This is a genomic window from Pseudoalteromonas sp. CO109Y (assembly GCF_004208935.1).
In the GTDB taxonomy this organism is placed as follows: Bacteria; Pseudomonadota; Gammaproteobacteria; order Enterobacterales; family Alteromonadaceae; genus Pseudoalteromonas; species Pseudoalteromonas shioyasakiensis.
Genome location: NZ_SGPD01000037.1, coordinates 98599 through 122182, shown reverse-complemented (window position 1 = coordinate 122182; position 23584 = coordinate 98599). Strand labels below are relative to the sequence as shown.

At 42.4% G+C, this 23584-nt stretch carries 32 protein-coding genes and 1 tRNA gene; 8 read left to right on the top strand and 25 right to left on the bottom strand.

Features of this window, described 5'->3' with window-relative positions; translation table 11 throughout:
• Positions 1 to 4: 4 nt before the first annotated feature.
• From EXT43_RS14670 to EXT43_RS14660, 3 genes are all read left to right on the top strand, one after another.
• Positions 5 to 301: a DUF3630 family protein gene (locus EXT43_RS14670; RefSeq protein ID WP_062565955.1), complete on the top strand. Its 297-nt coding sequence runs from the start codon at positions 5 to 7 to the stop codon at positions 299 to 301.
• 66 nt (positions 302 to 367) lie between these two features.
• Positions 368 to 2083, top strand: coding sequence for a BamA/TamA family outer membrane protein (locus tag EXT43_RS14665; protein ID WP_082710940.1), 1716 nt, complete (start codon positions 368 to 370; stop codon positions 2081 to 2083).
• A 64-nt stretch (positions 2084 to 2147) separates the two neighbouring features.
• Positions 2148 to 2708, top strand: a complete 561-nt coding sequence (locus EXT43_RS14660) for a mechanosensitive ion channel domain-containing protein (protein WP_063529308.1) — start codon at positions 2148 to 2150, stop codon at positions 2706 to 2708.
• Between the two features lie 341 nt (positions 2709 to 3049).
• Here EXT43_RS14660 and EXT43_RS14655 read toward each other — a convergent pair whose 3' ends face one another.
• The 3 genes from EXT43_RS14655 to EXT43_RS14645 are packed head-to-tail and all read right to left on the bottom strand — an operon-like array spanning position 3050 to position 5528.
• Positions 3050 to 4108 (bottom strand): succinylglutamate desuccinylase/aspartoacylase family protein, encoded by a 1059-nt coding sequence (locus EXT43_RS14655; RefSeq protein WP_062565957.1) that lies wholly within the window; start codon positions 4106 to 4108, stop codon positions 3050 to 3052.
• A gap of 32 nt (positions 4109 to 4140) precedes the next feature.
• The gene (gene rimK / locus EXT43_RS14650; RefSeq protein ID WP_054563407.1) at positions 4141 to 5046 is read right to left on the bottom strand and encodes a 30S ribosomal protein S6--L-glutamate ligase; all 906 of its coding nucleotides are present in this window, start codon (positions 5044 to 5046) and stop codon (positions 4141 to 4143) included.
• A gap of 59 nt (positions 5047 to 5105) precedes the next feature.
• Complete coding sequence (locus EXT43_RS14645) at positions 5106 to 5528, bottom strand: ATP-dependent zinc protease (RefSeq protein WP_054554208.1); 423 nt, start codon at positions 5526 to 5528, stop codon at positions 5106 to 5108.
• A gap of 160 nt (positions 5529 to 5688) precedes the next feature.
• On the opposite strand from EXT43_RS14645, the gene zntB reads away from it, so the two are divergent.
• Entirely contained in the window at positions 5689 to 6660 is a 972-nt protein-coding gene (gene zntB, locus EXT43_RS14640; protein ID WP_062565958.1) for a zinc transporter ZntB, read from the top strand.
• Here the strand turns inward: zntB and EXT43_RS14635 are convergent.
• Both EXT43_RS14635 and EXT43_RS14630 read right to left on the bottom strand, forming a co-directional pair.
• Positions 6655 to 6876 (bottom strand): Rho-binding antiterminator, encoded by a 222-nt coding sequence (locus EXT43_RS14635; RefSeq protein WP_058583795.1) that lies wholly within the window; start codon positions 6874 to 6876, stop codon positions 6655 to 6657. The genes zntB and EXT43_RS14635 overlap by 6 nt on opposite strands.
• Positions 6877 to 6938: 62 nt before the next feature.
• A tRNA-Arg gene (locus EXT43_RS14630) sits at positions 6939 to 7013 on the bottom strand.
• 219 nt (positions 7014 to 7232) lie between these two features.
• Between EXT43_RS14630 and EXT43_RS14625 the strand changes: the two genes are divergently transcribed.
• Positions 7233 to 7415 (top strand): hypothetical protein, encoded by a 183-nt coding sequence (locus tag EXT43_RS14625; protein ID WP_062565959.1) that lies wholly within the window; start codon positions 7233 to 7235, stop codon positions 7413 to 7415.
• Here the strand turns inward: EXT43_RS14625 and EXT43_RS14620 are convergent.
• Genes EXT43_RS14620 through EXT43_RS14610 form a run of 3 tightly spaced genes read right to left on the bottom strand, consistent with a single transcriptional unit; the run spans position 7412 to position 9120 of the window.
• On the bottom strand, positions 7412 to 8218 hold the full coding sequence (locus EXT43_RS14620) for a phosphotransferase (protein ID WP_062565960.1): 807 nt from the start codon (positions 8216 to 8218) through the stop codon (positions 7412 to 7414). The genes EXT43_RS14625 and EXT43_RS14620 overlap by 4 nt on opposite strands.
• Positions 8219 to 8842: a nicotinamide riboside transporter PnuC gene (gene pnuC / locus EXT43_RS14615; RefSeq protein ID WP_058583797.1), complete on the bottom strand. Its 624-nt coding sequence runs from the start codon at positions 8840 to 8842 to the stop codon at positions 8219 to 8221.
• 20 nt (positions 8843 to 8862) lie between these two features.
• Positions 8863 to 9120, bottom strand: coding sequence for a YkoF family thiamine/hydroxymethylpyrimidine-binding protein (locus EXT43_RS14610; RefSeq protein WP_054563401.1), 258 nt, complete (start codon positions 9118 to 9120; stop codon positions 8863 to 8865).
• A 115-nt stretch (positions 9121 to 9235) separates the two neighbouring features.
• On the opposite strand from EXT43_RS14610, the gene EXT43_RS14605 reads away from it, so the two are divergent.
• Positions 9236 to 9475 (top strand): DUF2960 domain-containing protein, encoded by a 240-nt coding sequence (locus tag EXT43_RS14605; protein ID WP_054554201.1) that lies wholly within the window; start codon positions 9236 to 9238, stop codon positions 9473 to 9475.
• Between the two features lie 5 nt (positions 9476 to 9480).
• Here the strand turns inward: EXT43_RS14605 and alr are convergent, their stop codons facing one another.
• From alr to radC, 17 genes are all read right to left on the bottom strand, one after another.
• Entirely contained in the window at positions 9481 to 10560 is a 1080-nt protein-coding gene (gene alr / locus EXT43_RS14600; RefSeq protein ID WP_062565961.1) for an alanine racemase, read from the bottom strand.
• Positions 10560 to 11939: a replicative DNA helicase gene (gene dnaB / locus EXT43_RS14595; protein WP_054563398.1), complete on the bottom strand. Its 1380-nt coding sequence runs from the start codon at positions 11937 to 11939 to the stop codon at positions 10560 to 10562. The genes alr and dnaB overlap by 1 nt, the downstream gene beginning before the upstream one ends.
• Before the next feature lie 292 nt (positions 11940 to 12231).
• On the bottom strand, positions 12232 to 13173 hold the full coding sequence (locus tag EXT43_RS14590) for a DUF4097 family beta strand repeat-containing protein (protein ID WP_062565962.1): 942 nt from the start codon (positions 13171 to 13173) through the stop codon (positions 12232 to 12234).
• An 11-nt stretch (positions 13174 to 13184) separates the two neighbouring features.
• Positions 13185 to 13670 carry a hypothetical protein gene (locus EXT43_RS14585; protein ID WP_082710941.1) on the bottom strand — a complete coding sequence of 162 codons (486 nt, stop codon included), beginning with the start codon at positions 13668 to 13670 and terminating at the stop codon, positions 13185 to 13187.
• Positions 13657 to 14208 carry an RNA polymerase sigma factor gene (locus EXT43_RS14580; protein WP_054554197.1) on the bottom strand — a complete coding sequence of 184 codons (552 nt, stop codon included), beginning with the start codon at positions 14206 to 14208 and terminating at the stop codon, positions 13657 to 13659. Before EXT43_RS14580 ends, EXT43_RS14585 begins: the two co-directional genes overlap by 14 nt.
• A 142-nt stretch (positions 14209 to 14350) precedes the next feature.
• Entirely contained in the window at positions 14351 to 16099 is a 1749-nt protein-coding gene (locus EXT43_RS14575) for a polymer-forming cytoskeletal protein (protein ID WP_240701507.1), read from the bottom strand.
• The gene (locus EXT43_RS14570) at positions 16092 to 16616 is read right to left on the bottom strand and encodes a prepilin-type N-terminal cleavage/methylation domain-containing protein (RefSeq protein WP_062565963.1); all 525 of its coding nucleotides are present in this window, start codon (positions 16614 to 16616) and stop codon (positions 16092 to 16094) included. The genes EXT43_RS14575 and EXT43_RS14570 overlap by 8 nt, the downstream gene beginning before the upstream one ends.
• Positions 16613 to 17014 (bottom strand): prepilin-type N-terminal cleavage/methylation domain-containing protein, encoded by a 402-nt coding sequence (locus EXT43_RS14565; RefSeq protein ID WP_054563395.1) that lies wholly within the window; start codon positions 17012 to 17014, stop codon positions 16613 to 16615. The genes EXT43_RS14570 and EXT43_RS14565 overlap by 4 nt, the downstream gene beginning before the upstream one ends.
• On the bottom strand, positions 17011 to 17463 hold the full coding sequence (locus EXT43_RS14560) for a GspH/FimT family pseudopilin (RefSeq protein ID WP_058583802.1): 453 nt from the start codon (positions 17461 to 17463) through the stop codon (positions 17011 to 17013). The genes EXT43_RS14565 and EXT43_RS14560 overlap by 4 nt, the downstream gene beginning before the upstream one ends.
• Positions 17464 to 17468: 5 nt before the next feature.
• Positions 17469 to 17900 carry a type IV pilin protein gene (locus tag EXT43_RS14555; protein ID WP_306464842.1) on the bottom strand — a complete coding sequence of 144 codons (432 nt, stop codon included), beginning with the start codon at positions 17898 to 17900 and terminating at the stop codon, positions 17469 to 17471.
• Between the two features lie 302 nt (positions 17901 to 18202).
• On the bottom strand, positions 18203 to 18655 hold the full coding sequence (rplI, locus tag EXT43_RS14550) for a 50S ribosomal protein L9 (protein ID WP_054554192.1): 453 nt from the start codon (positions 18653 to 18655) through the stop codon (positions 18203 to 18205).
• A 35-nt stretch (positions 18656 to 18690) separates the two neighbouring features.
• Entirely contained in the window at positions 18691 to 18918 is a 228-nt protein-coding gene (gene rpsR, locus EXT43_RS14545) for a 30S ribosomal protein S18 (RefSeq protein WP_002962753.1), read from the bottom strand.
• Between the two features lie 12 nt (positions 18919 to 18930).
• Positions 18931 to 19233 (bottom strand): primosomal replication protein N, encoded by a 303-nt coding sequence (gene priB, locus EXT43_RS14540; RefSeq protein ID WP_036973732.1) that lies wholly within the window; start codon positions 19231 to 19233, stop codon positions 18931 to 18933.
• A gap of 67 nt (positions 19234 to 19300) precedes the next feature.
• Entirely contained in the window at positions 19301 to 19642 is a 342-nt protein-coding gene (gene rpsF / locus EXT43_RS14535; protein WP_036973113.1) for a 30S ribosomal protein S6, read from the bottom strand.
• 227 nt (positions 19643 to 19869) lie between these two features.
• Positions 19870 to 20025: a 50S ribosomal protein L33 gene (rpmG, locus tag EXT43_RS14530; protein WP_022946036.1), complete on the bottom strand. Its 156-nt coding sequence runs from the start codon at positions 20023 to 20025 to the stop codon at positions 19870 to 19872.
• Between the two features lie 11 nt (positions 20026 to 20036).
• On the bottom strand, positions 20037 to 20273 hold the full coding sequence (gene rpmB / locus EXT43_RS14525; protein WP_036973115.1) for a 50S ribosomal protein L28: 237 nt from the start codon (positions 20271 to 20273) through the stop codon (positions 20037 to 20039).
• Positions 20274 to 20546: 273 nt separating this feature from the next.
• A complete protein-coding gene (radC, locus tag EXT43_RS14520; protein ID WP_062565965.1) occupies positions 20547 to 21221 on the bottom strand; it encodes a DNA repair protein RadC in 675 nt (224 codons plus the stop codon).
• Positions 21222 to 21365: 144 nt separating this feature from the next.
• Between radC and coaBC the strand changes: the two genes are divergently transcribed.
• Positions 21366 to 22559, top strand: coding sequence for a bifunctional phosphopantothenoylcysteine decarboxylase/phosphopantothenate--cysteine ligase CoaBC (gene coaBC / locus EXT43_RS14515; protein ID WP_062565966.1), 1194 nt, complete (start codon positions 21366 to 21368; stop codon positions 22557 to 22559).
• A 112-nt stretch (positions 22560 to 22671) separates the two neighbouring features.
• A complete protein-coding gene (slmA, locus tag EXT43_RS14510; RefSeq protein WP_054554189.1) occupies positions 22672 to 23259 on the top strand; it encodes a nucleoid occlusion factor SlmA in 588 nt (195 codons plus the stop codon).
• The last annotated feature ends 325 nt before the right edge of the window (positions 23260 to 23584 follow it).

The window sequence follows — 23584 nt, the reverse complement described above, 5'->3', positions numbered from 1 at the left end:
TGCTATGACTGAACTAACTTATGATGCCGAGCATGAGATTATTCTCATAACGTCGAGTGAGCTTCCACACGATGAAGACTTTGAACTTTGGGCAACCCTTTTCTTGCACGCGCCAGCCATAACAACCGCCGACTTTGATGCCGGTGCTGATCGTCATCAATTACGCTTTCACTTTACAGATCATAGTTTTAATCTAAACTTTGAACATTACAGTGAAAGTATTTGGATCAATGCTGAGGGCATAGAAGCCAGTGCTGCATTGCCACAACTTCATCAGTATTTAGTAGCGCAATTACAATAATAAGCTAGACATTTCCCACGCTTAGTATGTAGTAGTTGCACAGGAGATACTCAACTAAGGGTGTAAATGGGATTTAAGCAGTCGCACTTTGTTGCTAGGTTAATAACACTATTACCAATCTGCATAGCAGCCAATGTTCATGCAGAGCAGTTCTTTACTGACGATAGTAATTATTGTCAAAACCAACGTACGCTTAAATCACAAGATAATAACTTACGCCGCCAGCTCGATGCGGATAACCCCCTACCCGATGCCGCTAATAACCGTAAAATAGTCTCTATTGAACTTGAACAGCTGAACGTATTTAACACTGAGCTTGAAGAAGAAAATAACTTTTTATTTCGCTTTGCCAATCGCGCTCACATGACTACAGAGCCTAATGTAATACACAGCGTTTTATTGTTTCAAGAAGGTGATGTTTACAATCCACGTAAACTGCTTGAGTCAGAGCGATTACTGCGTAAACAAGGCTACTTATATGATGCGCGTATCAACGCAAAGCTCGATTGTGATGGCAACGTACATGTAAAAGTAATTACGCGCGATCTGTGGACCCTACTGCCCGAAATAAGCTTTAGCCGCAGTGGTGGTAAGAATGAGTCGAGCATTGGCTTTCGCGAATCTAACTTTTTAGGCTGGGGTAAACGAGTGTCGTTTAGTCGTACCCGTGATGCTGATCGCACTGGTTATCTGTTTGTGTATGATGATCCGCATATTTTCTCTAGCCGTTATCAAGGCCGTTTAGAATATTCAGATAACGATGACGGTAAACGTCATTATCTCGATGTAAGCTATCCTTTTTTCTCGATTGATACGCCCTACAGCTACGGTGTTACAAGTTACTCTGATCAACGCCGAGAGTCACTTTACTATCGCGGTGACGTAGTTAGTGAGTTTGAACAAAAAACCTTATTAAACCGCGCTTACTTTGGTCATTCATCACAACTTGGTAATAGTTGGACTCAGCGCATTAAGCTTGGCATCGAAAACCGAGAAGAAACCTTTAGAGAAACGCCATTCACGCGCTTTCCTATCGCTGAAGATAGAACGCTGAGTTACCCTTACGTTAGTGGCCAATGGTTTGAAGATCACTACGTTAAGGTTAGAAACTTCGATAGCATCTACCGCACTGAAGATTTAAACCTTGGTTGGAATATCCATGCCTTACTCGGTTATTCGAGTGATGATTTTAGCGACGATGCCAGCCGTACTATTTATTCGTTATCTTTATCAAAAGCGCATTACTCTGGAGACAATCAGTTATGGCGCTTTAAAGCAGACCTTGATGGCTACTGGAATGAAGAAACCGATGATGTCGAAAACCTATTCGCTAGCACGCAGCTACAGTATTATCTCAATACCACACTAAGGCAAAGCTGGTATGCCAAAGTACGCTTACAATATGCTGAAAACCTCACTGCTGATAAACAACTCACTATTGGTGGTGAAAATGGTCTACGCGGTTACCCGCTTGACTACCAAGTAGGCGACCGCAGCTTCTTAGTGAATCTAGAAAAACGCTACTACTGGGAATATGACTTACTACAATTGTTTAAAGTGGGTGGTGCCGCGTTTTATGATATTGGTAGAGCTTGGTATAACGACAAAGATAATGGTGCCAATGGTAACGTGCTACAAAATGTGGGTGTGGGCCTGCGCTTAGCGCCAAGCCGTGCCAATGCCGGTACGGTTATTCACCTAGATATTGCCGCACCTATTAACAAGCAAGATGACGACATAGACTCTGTGCAATGGCTAGTAACGGTTAAAAATACCTTTTAAAGTAGTGTTATTGTTAAGCTAAAAAGCTAAAATCGAAGCGTAAAATATTAACTTAGGAACCCTTTTGGACTTCGTCGAATTCTTTAACGAGCAATATCATTTAATCGTGACTATTATCGCGGTTTTGCTCTATCCATTACTGCGTAAAACCACCAAAAAGCTGCTGTTAAAAGCAATTAAAGGCAAGGCTGATCCGCATCGTGAATACCGTGCGGAGCTGTTGCTGAATATTATTCTTGCCATTGTTATGCTGTGCTTAGTGTTAGTTTTTTGGGGGATAGAGCTACGGGGCTTATTAGTACTTGGCTCATCAATTTTTGCCATGCTAGGTGTCGCGCTTTTTGCCGCCTGGTCTTTACTAAGTAACCTAACAGCGTTCTTGTTGATGTTTATTCAAAACGACTGCCGTGTTGGCTTTTGGGTAAGAGTAATTGACGGTGCAAACTTCTTAGAAGGCCGCATTATCGAAATGGGCTTAATGAATGTTGTACTTGAGCATGTTGATGGTCACAAAGTGATTTACCCAAACAACATCTTTGTCACCCGCCCTGTAATGGTGTTAAAGAACCCACCTACAGCGACTAAAGCGCCAACCATAAAACGTATTTTAGGCCCAAAAAAGTAACGGCTTAAAGTTAACGAGACCTTGCTAAATAGGTGTTATTTTTCTGCTTCCGTAGGCGATTAATATAAAACAAAATAGAATGACTAAAGGGTGAAATAACACGATATGAGCAACACTTAGCTCTGTAAAAAAGCCGTGCGTAAGTGAAATAGCAAGCGTAAATAAGCCTGTGTAAAATAGAAACATTTTCATCTTTGATCCTTTAGTCATTTTTACGACAATTAAGTAAGTAAAAAAACTATAAACCTTGCACTTGCTCTAAGGTCAAGTAATAGATGGGGACAGGCGGATACAAAAAAGCCAAACATATAGTTTGGCTTTTTGAATTACAGAATAGGTTATTAGTTATTTAAATCTGCGGTTTTTAACTCGTCTTCAATATCACTTATTTCATCAATAAAGTTTTCGAGCTGTTGTTCAACTAGGCTGTTTGCGTGAGCAAAGTAAGCAAGATGGAATACTGCATCCCCCTCGTTTACCAGCGGCATAGTTTGCTGACCAATGACAATACCACTGCGTGGCGCCAGTAGTTCAAGTTCAGCATCACCTAGTGGGCTACTTATATAAGCTAGAACCTGCCCTTTCATTACTCGCTCACCCAGTGATACCTGTGCACGAACAATACCGTCAACTTCGGCACGTATCCAACTCGTCGAGCTTGCAATAACCGGCTCTGGCAGTTTCTTAGCACGCTTACCACGCACCATTTTTAAATGACGCATCACATAATCAACACCTTGCACGCCTGCAGCAATGGCAATTGGGTCAAAGCGAAGCGCTTCACCAGCTTCATAAGTAATAACGGGTATGCCTAAATTGGCCGCTTCACTGCGCAATGAACCATTACGAAGTGACGCATCAATCACTGCTGGGGTGCCAAACGCTTTTGCCATGGCTGCTGTTGCAGGGTCGCTCAAATTAGCACGAATTTGCGGCAAGTTCGTACGATGAATTGCACCTGTGTGTAAATCAATAATATGCGTACAATGCATTGCCACTTGAGTAAAAAACGCATTCGCCATTCGCCCAGCTAACGAGCCACGCGTTGAGCCCGGAAAACTGCGGTTCATGTCACGGCGGTCTGGTAAGTAGCGTGACTTGTGAATAAAGCCAAACACATTCACAATCGGTACCGCAATAATAGTACCGCGCAATTGCTCTGGATCGATTTTAGCAAGCAACTGCCTAACAACCTCAACACCATTGAGCTCATCACCGTGAATAGCAGCACATACCATTAATACAGGCCCTTGCTGCACACCATTGACGACTTCAATTGGAATATTTAACGGCGAATGGGTGTAAAGCTTGGCAGCTTCAATTGCAAATGTTTTACGTTCGCCAACACCCACCGTATCGCCTAAAATTGAAAACGGTGTATTTTTCTTAACCTTAGCCACGCACTTTTCCTTTTAATAGAGCGCTTATTTTCTTAACCTTTACCACGAGTTGCAGTTTTCTTTGATGCCGCTGTTTTTTCAATAAACTCGACAATCATGCCTGCAATGTCTTTACCGGTTGCAACTTCAATACCTTCAAGACCAGGTGATGAGTTAACCTCCATCACCAATGGACCACGAGCAGAGCGAAGTAAATCAACACCTGCTACGTTTAAACCCATCGCTTTAGCTGCAGCAACAGCTGTTTTTCTTTCTTCTGGAGTAATACGAACCAACGTCGCACTACCACCACGGTGTAAGTTAGAACGGAATTCACCTTCTTGCGCTTGACGCTTCATCGCGGCAATTACTTTATCGCCTAATACAAAGCAGCGAATATCAGCACCGCCCGCTTCTTTGATATACTCTTGCACCATGATGTTGGCTTTTAAGCCCATAAACGCTTCAATTACACTTTCTGCGGCTTTGCGTGTTTCAGCTAATACCACACCGATACCTTGGGTACCTTCAAGTAGCTTAATAACGACTGGCGTGCCACCCACCATGCTTAATAAATCTTTTACGTCATCTGGTTTACTTGCAAAGCCTGTCACTGGCATACCCACACCTTTACGAGAGAGTAGCTGAAGTGAACGTAACTTGTCGCGCGAGCGAGTGATCGCCACAGATTCATTGACAGGGTATACACCCATCATTTCAAACTGACGTAATACCGCACAGCCATAGAAAGTTACTGACGAACCAATACGCGGCACGATAGCATCAAAATCTTTTAAATTTTCACCACGGTAATGGATTTCAGGCTGCTCTGAATTGATGTTCATATAACAACGAAGTGCATCAATTACTTTCACTTCGTGGCCACGCTGCTCTGCGGCTTCAATTAAGCGACGTGTTGAATACAAATTTTGGTTGCGAGATAAAATACCAAGTTTCATAAGTTAAAAACCTTAACTGATAAACTCATACACGTAGCAACGTGTGATAAGTCCTTTTCCTATAATAAATGAGATAAAGCCGGATCAACGACTATGCGATTTTCCATTGCTGTACGCCCTAACAACATTCTAAACTTCATTGTTGAACGGTTACTTAAAGTCACCCTTACAGGCCAGCTTTGGGTTCCTGCGACTAATTTTGTTTCAATAAAGTAGCGTAGCTCACGCTGACCGCTTGAACTGGTCACATACTTACGCTCAACTACTTTGGCGCGACACTCTACCGTTGTTTCTACATCGTCTTGTAGAGGATGGGTAGTAAATTTCACCCATGCTTCGCCATTTTCTGAAAATTCCTCAATGTCAAAAGCATGAATACATGAAGTTCTCGCTCCGGTATCAACTTTTGCTTTGATTTTTTCTATTCCCAGTTCAGGCAGGCCAAGCCATTCTCGCCAGCCAACAATAATTTTTGCGCTCATTAATGTGCCCTCTATAAAAAAGTGTCTTATACGCTACAGAGCTAGAAACACCAACGAAATATATTTATCCACTCGATAAGTCGATTTCATTAATATAGTCTTGACTATACTAATGTATATACTCAACCATATCCCACTATTTGTAAAACGAGAGTTCAATATGATCAATGGGTTACTTCATGTCTTAATTTTAGACGAACAAGGCGGTGCACGTGCTATTGAAAATAGTACTGAGCTGCAAAATTGGCAACCCGAACACGGAAAACTTTGGGTGCACATGGACTACAGCCAAGCTGAAGCCGTTGACTGGCTTGAGCAAAGTAATTTATTAACTGATTTCGAGCTTGAGTCCCTTATTGCCGATGAAACACGTCCGCGTTTAAGCAAAGTCACTAATGGTAATATGCTGTTTTTACGTGGCGTTAATCTAAACCCTGCGCAAAGCCCAGAAGACATGGTCTCGTTACGCTTATTTATTAACGAAAATATTGTGATCACAACCCGTAAGCGCCGTTTATTATCGGTGCAGGATGTTGTTGAATCGTTTGATGGCGGCAATGGCCCTTGCTCAATCTCTGAGTTAGTTTGCCAATTGGCGCAAAACTTAACGTCGCGTATGCAAGCTGTTATCGACAGTTTAGATGACACACTCGATGGCTTTGAAGATGAAATTGATGAACCAAACAAAGGCTTTGATCATCAATCATTAGCACAAATACGCCGCCAAACAATCGCGTTAAAACGTTATTTAAGGCCACAAAAAGAAGCGCTTATTACTTTGTTAAACAACAAATATAAGTGGTTAGATGAAGACGATAAGGCACGCTTAAACGAAACAACCAATATGTTGATCCGTTATTTAGAAGAGCTAGATAGCTCAATTGAACGCGCGCAAATTATTCAACAAGCAATAACAAGCCAAGTATCTGAGCAACTAAACCAACGCATGTATGTGATGTCGGTGGTTGCAGCGCTGTTTTTACCACTTGGCTTTTTAACTGGCTTACTAGGTGTAAACGTAGGCGGTATTCCGGGCACTGAAAGCCCTTACGCATTTAGCTTATTTATTATTTTTTTGGTGGTGCTAACTGTTGGGATTGGCATTTACTTTAAAAATAAGAAGTGGCTATAACGCGACAACCTTTTTAATTAAATCAAGGCGGACGGCATGTTCGCCTTTTTTTGTTGCCAAAATCAGGTGCTCACCATCGGAGTTGAGTATTTTGAGGGTCTCTGCTTTTCCTTCTAACTGCTCACCAGATACTAAGGTAATGCGTAATAGAGATTTATGCATGCACCATAATTCATATTTATCGTAGTCGCCACAAGCGATAGGTTGATAAGTCATTAGCTTTTTGGAATTGTTTGAGGAGTTAATCGAGCTTAGAAGATATTAAAGTGAAGAGCAAATGGCGCTCTCGGCAGGGATCGAACCTGCAACTTAGCCTCCGGAGGGCCACGTGATATCCATTTCACCACGAGAGCACATTTGTCGTCGTCAATACTGACTCGCGATATCAGCATGACAACCCGGCAATGATAATGGCATCTTGTGCTAAATGCTAGCATCGAGGCCTTTATATGCACATAAATTCAGCAATTTGCATTAAAACACTTCACTTTCGTGCAGAACCAAGGTATTAACGTATACTTAATAAAATTAATAACAAGGTGGCAGTATTGCCATGTAAGGGGAATTTGATCATGAGTTTAATGTCTACAGAGCAAGTCGCGGAGTTTTTAGGTGTAAAAGTCGAACGCGTAAAACGTCTTGCTCGCGAGCATTTACTGATCTCGAAATCACAAGATGACAAAGGTGAACCTTTGTTTAATCCAGAAGACGTAAAAAAATATAAAGAACTTGCCGAGCGAATTGGCGGTCTTTAATTTTTAGCTTTTTCTATGAAGTGGTTAAGCTGTATTAGCAGTGGCGCCACTTTATCCATCGCACCACGTTGTTCGTACCAACAAATACATAAAAGCAAAAACAGCGCATGAAATGCCTCGAGCTTTTCAACTGATAAGTAAAACTCATGATGTTCGCACACTAACGCTTGATAGCGTTTAAGTAACGCCAGTTGCTGCTCGTCATTTAACGCAAAGCTCACTACCAGCGCAGCTAAGTCGAAGTAAACATCGTTGCTTTTGGCATACTCAAAGTCGATTAAAAACATACCCGACTCATTCACAATGATATTTTCTTTCACTAAATCATTATGACAAAAACCCATGTCTTTAGGCACTGAAGCAATATAAGCCAGTGACTGTTTAATTAGCTCTGCATGTTGCTGGTACCGCGCTGTTTGTTGGTAGTAGTTAATTTCGTAGGCAATATCCATAGGTTCAGTAAGCACAGGGTAACGGTGTAAATTAACTAAGTCGGGCAATAAGCTACTACAAAATTCACCGCTGGCAATACTACCTGCCACGTATTCGAAAATAGCCGTATCGGTTGCTTGCTCTAACCAAAGTGGGGCTGGGCAGCAGCTTTGCTTTGCAAAGTGCGCTTGCGCTGCAAGGCCAATCGCCGGCCAATGGTCGCGATAGTGCTTAACCAAGAAATCTTGGCTTGCTGTTTTAACCAGGTAGTTATCATTGCTTAGCCCCTCAACCAGCGGGCTGATTGAGGTGATAACTAAACGTGAGTTGAAGCGCGTAAAAAGCGCGTGAATTTGTTGCTCAGTTTTCATCTATAGCTGTGCAAGCGGCTTAGCCTGATGCTGCTCGTATTCTTCATACCAGGTTTTAAAGCCCCACGCGGCCATAATGGTGTAAAACACGAAAAGTACTAAGGTTGGGTAATACCCTTTTTCAAAGTATAGATACATAGATGCTGCATCAATCACAATCCAGTACAACCAGTTTTCCAGTACCTTCTTGGCAACAAGGTAGGTTGTCACCACCGCAAAACAGGTGGTAAAGCTGTCTAAATAAGCAAAATCAGCGTGAGTGTAATTGGTCATCACAAAACCAATGGCAACTGAGGCCAGTGAGGTGGCAAGCAAAATCACCGCATGACGCTTTAACGACCATGAAATAATGGGCAAATGATCTTTATTATTCATGCCCCTGCGCCAAACCACCCAACCATATACCGCCATATACATGTAGTAAAAATTAAGGAGCGACTCCATCAACAGTGCGCCATTCCAGTACATTACGGTATAAATAAAGGTGCTCACAAACGCGGCTGGCCAGCACCATAAGCTTTCTTTAATCGCTAACAGTAAATACGCCATCGATAGGGCAACGGCAATATATTCCCAATGCGACATGGCAGTAAAGCCAGAGAAGGTTTCGCTTAAAAATTCCATAACTCGCGCTACTTTAGGGTTTAGTCTTCGCTAGGCGACAAGTCACCATGTAAGAATTTACAGACGAAAATAGCTTTACCAAACTCTTCATAAGAACGTTTGATTTCAGTATTAAGTACAGACATCACTAAATCATAGTCACCGAAAATCTGAGTAGATAAGGTGTTGGTGATCACTTTAAGACCTTCGTAACTGTTTACACGGTCAATAAAACCTTTGATAAACGGAATGTAGTCTTGATGTAGTGGGTACTTACTGATCTCTACTGAAAGTTTCATTATGATTTACCGAGTCTTTGAAAAGTATTGCATTGTAACCCGCTTATACTAACAAGTCATGGCTATGGTTATTTTTTAGTGTAAAATCAGCCCCGATAAACATTGAGGATTCATTATGGCACGCCGCATCACTTACAAATTTAAAAACCAGCCTCGCGAAATCAATTTTGCAAAAGATAAATACCGCGATATGTACCATGCCATTGCTGCGGCTGAAGGCATTGATTTAACCAATTATTTAAAGATGGAACAGCAAGTCGAAATGACTTCAAAAGGCTCTGCAGCAGTACGTAACTTTCGTGACCAAGAATTCGCACGAATGGGTTTCAGTGACGTGTATTTTATTAAAGAGTAACAAAGTTACTCTTGATACTCGTAGCTCACACGTGGGGTGATATTACAGAGTAACTCGTAAGGAATAGTTGTTGCGCACTGGGCAATCTCTTCAACGGGTAGCTCAGGCCCCCACATAATCACCTCATCACCCACTTTGATGTTGTCGCGGTTATCACCAATATCCACCGTGATCATGTCCATCGCTACACTGCCAACAATACCATAGCGTTGTGATTTAATAACCACAGGTGTGCCCTGCTCAGCATGACGTGGATAACCATCACCATAGCCCATCGCAACCACCGCAAGCTTAGTCGGTTTATCGCTATGCCAGCGTCCGCCATAGCCAACACACTGATCGGCATCGACATCGCGTATCGCGATAACTCGCGTTGTTAAACGCATAACAGGCTCTAGTCCGTGCTGTTGCCCTACGCCATTGAGCATTGGCGATACACCATAAAGCATCAAGCCAGGGCGCACCCACTCGCCATGACCTTTTGGCCAAGCAATAATGCCAGCAGAGTTTGCAAGGCAATGCTGCTCACTTTTGCCATCTGCCAGTGAGTCAAATAAGGCAATTTGCTGAGCGGTTTTTTCATCATTGATGTCGTCGGCGCATGAAAAATGCGTCATTAACTTAATGTCATCGCGGGCATTCGGGCTTGCTTTTAAGCGACTGTAGAAAGACTCAAATTGCGATGGCGCAATACCCAGTCGATGCATACCCGTATTCACCTTTAACCAGCACGCAATTGGTGCATCAAGGCTTGTATTTTCAAGCGTTGCGAGCTGATTTTCATCATGAATAATGGTTTGAAAGTTATTGGCAAGCAAGATAGGTAAATCATCTTTATGAAAAAAACCTTCAAGCAATACAATAGGTTTTGTCAGTCCACCTGCACGTAGCGCTAGCGCTTCGTCTATTCGAGCAACCGCAAATGCATCGGCATCATTTAAGTATTGAGCAATTTTAACTAAGCCATGGCCATAGGCATTGGCTTTAAGCACTGCCATTACTTTGCAACCAGGCGCAAAGCGCTTCACTTGTGCTAAATTATGAGCAAGTGCTTTTAGGTTGATTTCGGCAATGGCTAAGCGCATTAGTATTCGTCGTCCATAGCTGGACCCGCGTAGTTATCAAAACGCGAAAATTGACCTTGGAAGGTTAAACGTACTTTACCGATTGGACCGTTACGTTGCTTACCTATGATGATTTCGGCCACGCCTTTTTCAGTACTGTCTTCGTTATACACTTCATCACGGTAAATAAACATGATTAAGTCGGCATCCTGCTCGATTGAGCCTGATTCACGTAAGTCGGAGTTGATCGGGCGTTTATCGGCACGTTGCTCTAGGGTACGGTTAAGCTGCGATAGTGCAATAACCGGACACTGCAGTTCTTTTGCCAGTGCTTTTAATGAACGAGAGATTTCAGCAATCTCTAAGGTACGGTTATCCGATAAGCTTGGCACACGCATTAACTGCAAGTAGTCGACCATGATCATACTAATACCGCCATGGTCGCGGGCAATACGGCGTGCACGCGAACGCACATCTGTTGGTGTTAGGCCCGATGCATCATCAACATACATCTTACCTTTTTCCATCAACAAGCCCATGGTTGACGACAGACGCGCCCAATCGTCATCATCTAGCTGACCGGTACGAACTTTAGTTTGGTTAATACGACCTAGCGATGCCAGCATCCTCATCATGATTTGCTCTGAAGGCATCTCTAGTGAGTAAATAAGTACAGGCTTATCTTGTGTCATGGCTGCGTGTTCGGCTAAGTTCATCGCAAAGGTTGTTTTACCCATCGATGGACGTGCCGCCACAATGATAAGGTCAGAAGGCTGCATACCCGCTGTCATTTTATCTAGGTCAGCATAGCCGGTACTTACACCCGTCACACCATCTTGTGGCGACTGATAAAGCTCTTCAATCTTATCAACAGTTTTTTCTAAGATACTGTGTAAGTTTTGTGGGCCTTCGGTGCTTTTACTACGCTGCTCAGCAATTTTGAATACTTTACTTTCAGCAAAATCGAGCAGGTCATGACTGGTACGCCCTTCTGGGCTAAAACCAGCTTCTGCTATTTCGTTCGCAACACCAATCATTTCACGAATAACAGCGCGCTCTCGCACGATATTCGCGTAGGCATCAATGTTCGCCGCACTTGGTGTGTTCTTAGCAATTTCAGCGAGGTAGGCGAAACCACCAACACTACTTAACTGATTATTTTTCTCTAAGCTCTCAGAAATAGTGATCAAATCGATTGGATCACCGCCTTCAGCAAGACTAACCATAGCCTCAAAAATCAGCTTATGGGTTCGGGTATAAAAATCCTGCGCAACCACTAACTCAGCAACACGGTCAAACGCTTGATTATCAAGCATTAAACCACCTAAAACAGATTGCTCAGCTTCTATTGAATGGGGAGGGACTTTTAACGTATCGACTTGCTTATCTGGTTTGGCCATAACATCACAAAACTAAAATTGAATGGCTCTATTCTATCTACTTGCTAAGGCTGTGCAAATAGTTAATACCAATCGACTTAAATATTTGGTCATTCTAGCGTGCTAAATAAAGCGCTAACTGCGTTAGAAATGTCTAAAGTAGAGTAACTACATGTCAAAATTTCAGCCTTGTTATCACTTCATTTATCTGTCGCTATTTAAGACCAACAACTTAACACGATTGGTATAAGCGGGAAGTCCTCCCGCTTTATTGTAATTGAGTGAAATATTGTAATTGAGTGAACTCTAATCGTTATTTCTGTTTACGAAGTTCAATACGTCCACTAATCGTATCCATTTCGATATCAGCATCCCCACCGTTAATACTAAATTCTAAGTCGCTAGATGGGCCATATTTCGCCTTCGTTGCTTTGTCATCGCTGAGCTCATTAACAATTTTACCGTTAGCGTGAGCTTCAATTTCAAACTTTGCCGATACATCAGCTGGGAAGTAAAACTCGGCGTCACCACTGACTGATTCAAAACGAATATTGGCATCTGCTAGTAACTTGTTGATGTGAACTTCTGCTTCACCATTTACGGTATTGATGCGCAGCTTTTTAATTGCATCAAAAGCAAAGTCGATATCACCGTTTACATTTTCAAGGCGAACATCTTGTGCTTTGGTTTTTGATTTAATGTCGCCATTCACCGCGGTAAAGCGTAAAGCACCTTGCGAGTTTTTATCGTTAATTTCACCATTGACTGTTTCAAAGCGAATATCACCGTTTAAGTCGTGGGCATTTACATCACCATTGACCGTTTCAAAGCTCATGTTGCCGCTAATATCTTGCACTGTGATATCACCGTTGACGGTATCAATCTCTGCACCTGCTTCAAGCTCTTTAGCACTAACTGTGACATTCACCCCAGCAAACTCAAGCTCACTACTTTTTGGCATGTAAATGGTCAATCGAGAGCCGTCACCGCTATTCCAGCCACCTAAGTTACGCGGCATTTTTACGATAAATTCAACACGGCTGCCTTCAACCTCTAAACGATAGCCTTGTGCTTTATCGTCAAGCTCACCTTCGATTTTAAGTTGTGGTTTATCCCACCCTTCAATGCGTACATCACCACGTTGGTTTTCAATAAAAATACGTTTATTTGCAGGTACATCAATTTGTTCATTAATAGTTTGTCCTGCCATTGCCATCAGTGGCAGTAATCCTAAAGTTAAGGCTAGTAATTTCATAATTGTCACTCCTAAATCGTTTGCCACTTCGGTGCATGCACCTTGTTAATTAAGTCCAATTGTTGCTGATAAACCTGCGACAGCATTTGTAATAAAGCTGGGTTTTCAGGTTCCTTCTCAAGTGCTTGCTTAATGGCACTTTCGGCTTCTTCTAACTCTTTTAGTTGTTGCTGCCAGTTATCGGTTAATGCAGGTTGATTTTGATACTGCACCAACAAACCTTGCTTTTGCTTGGTAAAATAATCGCTCATTGCCATCATGCTATTTGGCTCACCTTGGCCAACAAAAAGCTGTACGGTCAATAGTGCGGCAATACAACAAGCGGCAACTGCAGCGAGTTTATTCCAGCCATGGGTTGGCTTATCAGTTTGCTCTGATTGCCCTGTTGCAATTGCTCGCTCAACACCGGGCCAGAGATCTTTGTCTGGGCTAATATCTTGCTTATGGTTAAGCGAGTCATTTAAAAATTGTTCAAATTCTGGCTTACTCATTTTCATACCACTCTTTTAATAACTGCCTTGCACGGTGAAATTGCGATTTACTTGAACCGACCGCCATATCAAGCATGCTTGCTATCTCTTCATGGCGATAACCTTCAATTGCATGGAGTACAAACACCATACGTGCTCGCTCAGGTAGTCTCAGTACTAATTTATCGAGGCCGTTAAAGCCGTCGCAATCTGCTGCGCTTTGCTCATCCATACCGCTTTGTTCAAAACTCACTACTTTTTGAAACCAGCTTTTATGTTTGCGAATGTAGCTAATCGCAATATTGCTGGTAACACTGTGTAACCAAGTCGAAAATTGTGAGCGTCCATCAAAGTTCGCGATTTTGTGCCACAACTGTACAAACACTTCTTGTGTTGCATCTTCGGCGTGCTCTTTGTCAGCAAGTAATCGCAAACATAGGCTATAAACCCGCTTCACATGCAACTCATAAAGTGTTGCGTAGGCTGCTTGATCACCGCTTTTTACGCGCTCAATCAAGGCATGCTCACTTTGCTGGGCGAACGCTTGTTCTGCATCTATCAACATCCTGGATGTTGTCCTTTATGATTATTGTTGTGAATTTAGTGTATTAGACGTAAGGAGGGATTCAAAAGGTTTAAATGAAATTAATTTTTTTTGTGTAAGCTACAAATAATTGAGCTTACACAATTTTATTTGAGGCTTTGCGTTATTCTCCAGGTGATGCTTCGCTTTCTTCTTCAGTTGTTTCTGCGGTTTTGTAGCTCCAACCTAAAAATACGATACGTGCCGAAGAAGCAGGCGTACCGCCATTTTGTACTTGTAATAAACCCGCATCATAGTGAGCACCACTGCCCCCTGTTGCGGTAATTGTTGAGCCACGCACACTACCAAACAGCTCACCACTGCCCGATAGCTTCACTGTTGTCAAAGGGGCATAAATAGCCGCATATAAATTCGCAGCACCACTAAATTGCACACCATTTACACCATTAAATGATGAATAAAATGATAACGACGGATGGCCACTGGTGGTTAATCCTTCTTGCTCAGTAATGACTTTTGCGCCTGCACCAATATTTACTTTTCCGGTTAATAACACTGTTAAGCTACTGTCTTTTTTAATTGTTAGGCTGGTATCCCCTTCCATCGAAAAGTCGCCATCAATCAGTAAAATAACATCACCACCAGAAACTTCCATTTTGCCGTCACTGGTCATCTTGAGTCTATCAAGTGCAAAAATGTACTCTTTGCTATTACTGCCATTGGCTTGGTTTTGCGCTTTAGAGTTAAACAAGAAAATATCGGCAAGGCTCGGCAAAATTACTTGGCTACCACCGCTACTAAAAAAGCCCTTTTCAGTATTAAGTTTAAATTGTTGCGTAGGACCAATCGAAACAGAACTATAACTGCTCACTTGGTCTGTGATGTCTGTCATTTTCTCTGGCAAAATTAACGGGTCGCAACTGGTGTCTGGATTTGTTGGGTCATAATCGGGGGCTGTTGGGTCAGCAACGGTTATCGGTTCTACATTCGGGTTTACGTTAAACTTGCTATCACTGTAGTGCACACCATCTTGTTGATTATTGTAGGTGTCTTTAAAATCGCCTGAGCCGCCATACATAATATCCAGAGCTTCGCCTTGGCTATTCGTAATGAATGTTGACCACTGCATTTTCGCATCACCATTGGCTCGCACAACCCCCGAAACAGTCCCACCACGGTGGGTATAATAACCTCGGGTATAGACATTACCGTCAACACGTAAACCACTGCCAGGAGAGATATAAACGCCGGTATTTGAATGGATATTACCAATAATTGGTGATGAACCATTTAAGTAGATAACCCCGGTTGCTTTTACATCGCCTTTTATCGGTGAATGGCCCGATAGCACCACATCTGAATCACCAGCAATCGTTGAAACATCACCATCATTAGATTTGGTTTCTTCATAGGTGCCTTTGCTCGAATCGTAACTATCGATACTGCCACTTCCCGACAAGTTAACCCCTTTACAGCCCACCATCGCATTAGTGAAAATCGAGCTTCCCTTCGCGCCTTGTACAGCAAAACGGGCGACTAAATTACTTTGCGCATCACCATCAAATCGTTGCCCTAAGCTTGCAATTTCAAGCTCACCGGCAGCGTTTTGACTTAAACTGGCATTAAAAATGGCATCATCAGCGATAACACCAGAGCCCGATGCATTACTGGTTTTACTGATCAAATCTTCAACCGCTAATACACCTTCCTCATTCAAGGTTTGTTGCAATAACTTAGCTTGTTCAAACACACCTTTTTCAGCCATTAAGCGACTGTTTAATTTCTTTTGAAAGTTACCACTTAAGCGCTCTTGAACAATGTTTTCACGCAGCGAACTAAGCACCACGATGCTGGCCATACTGGTTAAGATCAACACTGTTATTAGGGTAAAACCATTTTGCTTGTTATACACTGCCAGCTCCGTATGCTTTGACTAATATTGCATTGGTTAAGGCAATATCAATATTAATGCCATTGCCAAATTGAGCAGGTAAATCATTTGGCTTTACAGTAACGGTAACAAGCTCCCCGGCGATATCAAATGACAAAGCTTCGATACCTGTCAGTAATCGCTCTGAGGCAGCACCATCGAGTGAACACATTAAGTTACTACCATTTAAGCTATATACTTCAACCACCTGCGCAGTTGTTGCAGAGCCATCACAGGCAATGACACCACTTGGCTGAGTAATAGTAATTGTGCTTTTATCTGCACTTATGGTGGGTGTTAGTTGTGTTTGCTTTATGCTGCGGTTGAATACTTTACTGGTATAGCGAATCACTTCTTGAGCGTTTTCAAGCTCTTTACTCACTTCAATCGTGCTTTTAATCGCCGAGTAAGACAAGCTCACCCCAGCTAATAAAAAAGCACCTGCTGCCAATGCCACCATCAGTTCAACTAAGGTAAAACCCTGAACGTGTTTATTCATGAGCACACCGCCGTTAAATCAGGGAAACTGGCATTTAGGCTAATTTGATTTTCTGCATTGTCTGTCATGCGCTTATCAACCCAAGCCACATTAACTTGCATATCATCACTGTAAGTAGCTGGAATAGTCAGCTGATAATCACTAACTTGTGGCGCGAGCGAAGCTCTAAATGTCGCGTCTTGAAAAAGTGCGGTATTGGTTTTTTGAATTTCACAAATACGCGGCCACAAACGCTCTATGGTGTTTTGCCCTTGAATAAGTGACACGGTGTAATTAAAGCTATTGGTTGCATATTGTAGCGATTTTAGCTGCGCTGCCGCCAAGCCTAATAATGCGATGCCAGCGATCACCACTGAAATCATCACTTCTAATAATGAAAAGCCTGCCTGCTTATTCATGCACATCCTCGCTGTGAATTTTCTACTAACCAGTTTTGGCCACTTTTAAGCACACACATCACGTAATCTGTGGTGTTTGTGTGTTCATCTTTCACTAAAATTTCAGCTTGTTTATCAACTTCACCACTGGCACTAATGGCCAATGCGACTAAGTTGACGGTAACTCCGCTTTTTGTGACCGAAAATTCTTTTAAAACTGTGTCTACCCCGCCCTCGTTGAGGGTCACTTGCCAGCTATTATTACTGACAACTAGGTTAATAGGTTTGTCGCGTTTGACCGCTTCACTGCGTGCAAATTTATAGGCGCTATTTAATTGATTTGCAGTTGTTACCACGCGATCTTGCAAAATTTGTTGGCTAAAAGACGGAAAAGCAAGAGCTGCCATAATGCCAATAACACTCAGCACAACCATTAACTCAATTAAGGTAAACCCTGCAATTCGACGCAATTGTGTTACTCCCAGCAATCACTAAATGAAGCGCTATAACTACCATCATGTTTAACGGTTAAGTCACCACAGCGATCACTTGCTTGCGCCGAACCCGATTTAGGAGCGGCTTTTAAACTGTAGCCACGATTTTTAAAGTCGCTTACAGCACCTGATACTTTATCTGTTGCTGTGTAGGTAAAGGTGTAATAGTCGGTATTTTGGGTTACGAATGCATTAGGGTAGCCGCCATTTCGTGAATAAATACGTTCAAGGCTGGCGCTGTATTGCAGTAACTCTTGTTGAATATCAGCACGGCGACTACGTTGCATGTGCTCAGTGTAAGCAGGCAATGCTACGCTATATAAAATCCCTAAAATAGCGATCACGATAAGAATTTCTACTAATGTAAAGCCTGTTTGTTTACCCATTCCATGTGGTACTAATGCACTTTTCAACCTCAACCCCTTAATACTTTTTAACCAGCACAATATAAATGACAGCGTTGTCAGTGTCAATTTTAACCAATTTACTTTTACTCATTCGATTATACTGATAAGAACAAGAAAATTAAGAAAAAAGAATGTATGTTTGTAAAATAGGTAATCTTATAGGATGGTATTTATATGTTTAAAATATAGAAACCAATACTATTGGATGATCAACGAAGAAGCAATAGCGGCACAAAATGCTACAATTTATAAATTTCGGGCACAAAAAAGCCGCACCTAAGTGCGGCTTTTTTTACTTAATATTGCTATTAAGCTTCAGCGATAACGATTACTTTGATAGTAGCCGATACGTCTGAGTGTACTGCGATTGCTACGTCAAATTCGCCAGTCTCACGGATAGTACCTAGAGGTAAACGAACTTCTGATTTAGCAACTTCAACGCCAACAGCTGAAATAGCTTCAGCGATGTCGCGAGTACCGATAGAACCGAATAACTTGCCTTCGTCACCAGCTTTAGAAACTAGTGTAACTTCAGCTAATGCTTCTAACTTGTCAGCGCGAGCTTGAGCAGCAGCTAGATCTTCAGCGATCTTAGCTTCTAAATCAGCACGACGTGCTTCGAAAGTTTCGATGTTAGCTTTAGTTGCAGGAACTGCCTTACCTTGTGGGAAAAGGAAGTTACGTGCGAAGCCAGATTTAACTACAACCTGGTCACCTAGGCCACCTAGGTTTGCGATCTTGTCTAGTAGAATAACTTGCATGTCTCTACACCTTTTAAAAACTGTTAATCCGCTGCTTACTTATGTAAGTCAGTGTATGGAAGAAGGGCTAAGTAGCGAGCACGCTTGATAGCAGTTGCTAGCTGACGCTGATATTTAGCGCTAGTACCTGTGATACGGCTAGGTACGATTTTGCCACTTTCTGTAACATAGTTTCTAAGAGTAGCTAGATCTTTATAATCGATTTGTTGTACGCCTTCCGCTTTAAAGCGGCAGAACTTACGACGTCTGAAATAACGTGCCATGAGTAAAATTCCTCAAAAAATTCTTTCTATATGTTGAGCATGCAAGACCAATTGGCTTAAGCCGTTTCGGCCTTCGTGACGGTTTAAAAACCCCGTCACTTGCACTTGTTGCCCAACGTGCAATTGTTGAGTTTGTTGTTGCATTGGCGTGCCGCTGGCAACAACTTGAAGCCTGACATAACTATTACGGTTAAGGTCTGCTTCAACTTGCATCGATTTATGTTCAAGAACAAAAATACAATGCGGTATACCAGCAGGGCTTTGACTATATTTAGGTGTTTTACAAACAACCCCAGATAATGTCAGCTGATTCATATAAGGATTAAGCGGTTGGCTCATCTTTTTGTCTCAACTGCAAGCGCCATGCTTGAACTCAAAACGATTAAGCAGCTGGTGCTTCTTTCTTCTCTTCTTTCGCAAGAGGAGATGCTTCAGTTACAGCGTCTTTAGTACGCATAACTAAGTTACGAAGCACTGCATCGTTGTAGCGGAAAGTAGTTTCTAGCTCGCTGATTACTTCAGTAGGTGCTTCAACGTTCATAAGAACATAATGAGCTTTGTGAAGCTTGTCGATTGGGTAAGCCAATTGACGACGGCCCCAGTCTTCAAGACGGTGGATAGTACCACCAGCTTCAGTGATAGAACCAGTATAACGTTCGATCATACCAGGTACTTGCTCACTCTGATCAGGGTGAACCATGAATACGATTTCGTAATGACGCATGGATATTCCTTACGGTTAATAGAGCCTTCTACCGTTTCGGCCAGTCGGTTTAAGGCAAGGAATTAAATTTAATAAGCCGAAATGAGCGCGCATTTTACGCTTAGATTGATAATTAAGCAAGATAAAACAGCAAGCCAAGCTAGATTATTGTGCTCTATTAAGATTTTCTAAACGCTAAAAACAAAAAACCCAGCCGAGGCTGGGTTTTTGAATTCTGAAAACTAAAATTACTTGATTTTAGCTTCTTTGAAAATCACGTGTTTACGAGCTTTAGGATCGTATTTTTTGATTTCCATTTTTTCAGGCATGTTACGCTTGTTCTTGTCGGTAGTGTAGAAAAAACCAGTACCAGCAGTTGAAACTAAACGGATCTTATCGCGCATGATTCAGTTCCTTAAACTTTTTCGCCACGAGCACGGATTTCTGTAAGAACCGCGTCGATGCCTTTTTTATCGATAATACGCATACCTTTAGTAGTAGTGCGTAGTGTTACAAAACGTTTTTCACTTTCAACCCAAAAACGGTGAGTTTGTAGGTTAGGTAGGAAACGACGTTTAGTCGCGTTTCTCGCGTGTGAACGGTGGTTACCAACCGCTGGACGCTTACCTGTAACTTGACATACTTTAGACATGTCTATATATCTCCAATAACTTCGCTCGAGCTTAATTTTCCCTTAGGCCAGTATTTGTGCCCCGGGATAAATCGAAGGGCGCTCTTTATACAGCTTATACAGGCAAAGATCAAGTAACAGATCTTATCCAATCAGCTCATGTGTAAATTTGATAGCGGCTAATTATAAAGATCGAATGCCCTTAGGGAAAGTAAAAACTGCATTTAAATTAAACTAATTTCTAAAATCGCCCTAAACTGCTCATTTTTAACACACTCTCTAATACAGTTGGCTCTATATAAGCCCTCTTTCAGCAAACGAAACACAATTTTCACCACCCACTATGATGTGATCCAGCACATTTATGTCAATTAAGGCTAAGGCTTGCTGTAATTTTGTGGTGATTAATTTATCGGCCTGACTAGGTTCAGCAACCCCACTTGGGTGGTTATGAGCAAGTATCAGAGCCGCCGCATTATTACGCAGTGCAGCTTTAACAACTTCGCGTGGGTAAACAGAAGCGGCATTAATAGTGCCGTAAAAAAGTATTTCGTCTTTAATTAGCTGGTTTTGACTATCTAAGTACAGCACCATAAATACTTCTTGCTGTAAGCCTCGCAGCTGAATAGTTAAATAGTCATACACTGCTTGCGGCGAAGTAAATAGCGCCTCGCGCTTACATTGCTCAAGCATATAGCGCCGGCTTAGCTCAAGTACCGCTTGAAGCTGCACATACTTAGCAGCTCCTAAACCCTTTTGGGCACAAAACTCTTGTTCAGATGCATTAAATAAGTTGTGCAAAGTGCTGTTTATATCGAGCAGGTGCTCAGCCAGCTCAATGGCATTCATGCCCGGCACACCGGTACGTAAGAAGATTGCTAATAACTCTGCATCTGAGAGTGCTTTGGCGCCTTGGGCAAGTAACTTCTCCCGCGGCCTTGCTGATAAAGGTAGATCGGTTAATGGCATTGCTTCATCCTTAAAACAACTATTCCACTTATTAAACTGTACTATAAAATCCAATTTTTTCCTGTCTGTATAAAAGAAAACTTCATGCTATCGGTAAAGATTTGCTATCGTTAGCCCATATCGACAAAGGTTAAATTTCACGTAATGACAAAATCAGTAAATAAAAAAATCCTGCTAGGTATGAGTGGTGGTATTGCAGCCTATAAATGCGCAGAACTTGTTCGCCGTTTAAAAGATCAAGGCTGTGAAGTAAAAGTCGTCATGACCGACTCAGCAAAACACTTTATTACTCCTTTAACTATGCAAGCGGTTAGCGGTGAGATTGTTTCTGATTCATTACTCGACCCAGCAGCAGAAGCCGCAATGGGTCATATCGAATTTGCCAAATGGGCAGACCTTATTTTAGTCGCCCCTGCAACCAGTAATATTTTAGCGAAAATGGCGATGGGTATTGCGGATGACTTACTAACAACCCTACTACTGGCTACCCCTGCAAAGGTAGCGGTTGCGCCTGCAATGAACCAACAAATGTATGCCCACCCTGCTACACAAGCAAATCTTGCCACACTAAGTGAGCGCGGCGTGGCTATTTGGGGCCCTGGTAAAGGCGAGCAAGCTTGTGGTGATGTAGGCGCAGGCCGTATGTTAGAGCCTCATGAGTTAGTCGCGCTTTGTACACAACCTGAAGTAGAGCCATTACTTAAAGGCAAAACCATCACGATTACTGCAGGACCAACCCGAGAAGCCCTCGACCCAGTTCGTTATATCTCTAACCACAGCTCAGGCAAAATGGGTTATGCCCTTGCAGAAGCTGCACTTGCGCTAGGTGCAAAGGTAAATCTGATTTCAGGCCCCGTAACAATTAAAGCACCTGCCAATGCCCTGCTTACTAATATAGAAAGTGCTGAGCAATTACTCGCTGCCTCAATGAAGCTAGCCGCGCAATCGGATGCTTTTATTGGCTGTGCAGCAGTGGCTGATTACCGTGCAGCTGCAATTCATGAGCAAAAGATGAAAAAGCAAGGTGATGAACTGACCCTTACCTTAGTTAAAAACCCAGATGTTATCGCTAACGTCGCTGCGCTTAGCGAAAACCGCCCTTATACCGTTGGCTTTGCGGCAGAGACTCAAGATGTTGCAAGCTATGCTCAAGGTAAATTAAAGAACAAAAACCTCGATATGATCTGCGCAAATGACGTATCAAAAGAAGGCCTTGGCTTTAATTCTGATCATAATGCTTTAACACTCTTCTGGCACAATGAGCAGCTAGATTTAGCAATGGGAAGTAAAAAAGATTTAGCCATGAGCGTAATGACTGAGCTTGCCAAGCGTTTGTAAAAATGCTGGAAAGAAACTGAATAAAACATTAACATAAGCCACTCATTTGCACAAAAAATGGCTTGTCTGACTCCCAACAGCGCAAGTAATAAATTATAAGAAAGGAATGGTCATGCCTGCGACAAAAAGAAGTAATCGCAAAGAGCAGATTCTGCAAGCACTCGCACAAATGTTAGAAACCAGCCCAGGTCAACGTATCACCACCGCAAAACTCGCGGCTGAGGTAGGTGTGTCTGAAGCTGCGTTATATCGTCATTTTCCGAGTAAAGCACGGATGTTTGAGGGCCTAATCGAGTTTATTGAAGATACCCTGTTATCACGCATTAACCTCATTTTAGAAAATGAGAAAGAAAGCCAAACACGTGTATACAATATTTTGCTGTTATTGCTAGCCTTCGCCGAGAAAAACCCGGGCATTACCCGCATTTTGACCGGTGATGCCTTACAAGGTGAACAAGAGCGTTTACGTGAACGTGTACAAGGCTTATTTGAAAAGCTAGAAACTCAGTTCAAGCAAGTGCTACGCGAACGCAAACTTCGCGAAGGTAAAGCATTCCAGTCAGACGAAAGCACCCTAGCCAACTTCTTACTCGCCTATGTAGAAGGTAAGATGAACCAATTCGTGCGCAGCGACTTCAAAGCAAAACCAAGTGCACAATTTGAAAAACAATGGCCAGAACTACAAAAGATTTGGTTGTAGTGAGTTGCTAGGGGAAAGAGTAAAGTTGGAGCTGTCAGCCTTCAGCCGTCAGCTATCAGATTGAATTCCAAACAGTTAGCGAGCTTCTAGGGGAAAGAGTAAAGTTAGCAAGCTGCTTTCTAACTTTCCTCATTCTTTTCTCATTCACTTCTCTTTGTGCAATTTTTTCTCGTGAAATAAATTTCACGCCTACAAGCTTTAATCTCGCTAACTTTCCCCTAGCAACTTTCCCCTAGCAACTTTCCCCTCGTAACTTCCCCCTTCCACCTCCCCAAACACGCCACTTATCGTATCTACTCGAATTGTTTATTAAAAACGCTACACT

Coding starts and splice junctions, on each gene's coding strand:
- rpsF (WP_036973113.1), bottom strand. CDS start 19,642: ATGCGTCATTACGAAATCGTATTCATGGTTCACCCTGATCAGAGTGAG.
- EXT43_RS14620 (WP_062565960.1), bottom strand. CDS start 8,218: ATGAAAACTGAGCAACAAATTCACGCGCTTTTTACGCGCTTCAACTCA.
- dnaB (WP_054563398.1), bottom strand. CDS start 11,939: ATGGCCAAACCAGATAAGCAAGTCGATACGTTAAAAGTCCCTCCCCAT.
- slmA (WP_054554189.1), top strand. CDS start 22,672: ATGCCTGCGACAAAAAGAAGTAATCGCAAAGAGCAGATTCTGCAAGCA.
- pnuC (WP_058583797.1), bottom strand. CDS start 8,842: ATGGAATTTTTAAGCGAAACCTTCTCTGGCTTTACTGCCATGTCGCAT.
- EXT43_RS14565 (WP_054563395.1), bottom strand. CDS start 17,014: ATGAATAAGCAGGCAGGCTTTTCATTATTAGAAGTGATGATTTCAGTG.
- EXT43_RS14605 (WP_054554201.1), top strand. CDS start 9,236: ATGGCACGCCGCATCACTTACAAATTTAAAAACCAGCCTCGCGAAATC.
- EXT43_RS14645 (WP_054554208.1), bottom strand. CDS start 5,528: ATGAGCGCAAAAATTATTGTTGGCTGGCGAGAATGGCTTGGCCTGCCT.
- EXT43_RS14585 (WP_082710941.1), bottom strand. CDS start 13,670: ATGAAAATGAGTAAGCCAGAATTTGAACAATTTTTAAATGACTCGCTT.
- EXT43_RS14670 (WP_062565955.1), top strand. CDS start 5: ATGACTGAACTAACTTATGATGCCGAGCATGAGATTATTCTCATAACG.
- rimK (WP_054563407.1), bottom strand. CDS start 5,046: ATGAAACTTGGTATTTTATCTCGCAACCAAAATTTGTATTCAACACGT.
- zntB (WP_062565958.1), top strand. CDS start 5,689: ATGATCAATGGGTTACTTCATGTCTTAATTTTAGACGAACAAGGCGGT.
- radC (WP_062565965.1), bottom strand. CDS start 21,221: ATGCCATTAACCGATCTACCTTTATCAGCAAGGCCGCGGGAGAAGTTA.
- EXT43_RS14625 (WP_062565959.1), top strand. CDS start 7,233: ATGAGTTTAATGTCTACAGAGCAAGTCGCGGAGTTTTTAGGTGTAAAA.
- EXT43_RS14590 (WP_062565962.1), bottom strand. CDS start 13,173: ATGAAATTACTAGCCTTAACTTTAGGATTACTGCCACTGATGGCAATG.
- EXT43_RS14580 (WP_054554197.1), bottom strand. CDS start 14,208: ATGTTGATAGATGCAGAACAAGCGTTCGCCCAGCAAAGTGAGCATGCC.
- EXT43_RS14570 (WP_062565963.1), bottom strand. CDS start 16,616: ATGAATAAACACGTTCAGGGTTTTACCTTAGTTGAACTGATGGTGGCA.
- rplI (WP_054554192.1), bottom strand. CDS start 18,655: ATGCAAGTTATTCTACTAGACAAGATCGCAAACCTAGGTGGCCTAGGT.
- rpsR (WP_002962753.1), bottom strand. CDS start 18,918: ATGGCACGTTATTTCAGACGTCGTAAGTTCTGCCGCTTTAAAGCGGAA.
- rpmG (WP_022946036.1), bottom strand. CDS start 20,025: ATGCGCGATAAGATCCGTTTAGTTTCAACTGCTGGTACTGGTTTTTTC.
- EXT43_RS14610 (WP_054563401.1), bottom strand. CDS start 9,120: ATGAAACTTTCAGTAGAGATCAGTAAGTACCCACTACATCAAGACTAC.
- EXT43_RS14665 (WP_082710940.1), top strand. CDS start 368: ATGGGATTTAAGCAGTCGCACTTTGTTGCTAGGTTAATAACACTATTA.
- EXT43_RS14635 (WP_058583795.1), bottom strand. CDS start 6,876: ATGACTTATCAACCTATCGCTTGTGGCGACTACGATAAATATGAATTA.
- priB (WP_036973732.1), bottom strand. CDS start 19,233: ATGAATCAGCTGACATTATCTGGGGTTGTTTGTAAAACACCTAAATAT.
- coaBC (WP_062565966.1), top strand. CDS start 21,366: ATGACAAAATCAGTAAATAAAAAAATCCTGCTAGGTATGAGTGGTGGT.
- rpmB (WP_036973115.1), bottom strand. CDS start 20,273: ATGTCTAAAGTATGTCAAGTTACAGGTAAGCGTCCAGCGGTTGGTAAC.
- alr (WP_062565961.1), bottom strand. CDS start 10,560: ATGCGCTTAGCCATTGCCGAAATCAACCTAAAAGCACTTGCTCATAAT.